Annotated in this window: 1 protein-coding gene; it reads right to left on the bottom strand. The window is 72.8% G+C overall.

The window, feature by feature from the left end; genetic code table 11:
- Positions 1–254 (bottom strand): beta-ketoacyl synthase N-terminal-like domain-containing protein (locus ACSNOB_RS32125; protein WP_436691218.1); only part of this gene is annotated, 254 nt, incomplete at both ends.

Genomic DNA, 254 nt, shown 5'->3' with positions numbered 1-254 from the left:
AACGCCACCAACGACGACGAGCAGGCGGTGTCCACCGTCACCGCCGGCCCCTCCAGGCCGAACGTGTACGCCACCCGGCCCGACAGCACGCTGCCCGACGTGCCGGTGCCGACGAAGCCCTCGGCGTCCGGTGGCAGGTCCATCAGGCGCGAGGCGTAGTCGTGGTACATGACGCCCGCGAACACGCCCGTCCGGCTGCCCCGCAACCGCTGCGGGTCCAGCCCGGCCGACTCGAACGTCTCCCACGAGGCCTC

The sequence above is a fragment of the Micromonospora sp. URMC 106 genome, assembly GCF_051386395.1.
Taxonomy (GTDB): Bacteria; Actinomycetota; Actinomycetes; order Mycobacteriales; family Micromonosporaceae; genus Micromonospora.
This window is presented reverse-complemented; position numbering and strand designations above follow the sequence as displayed.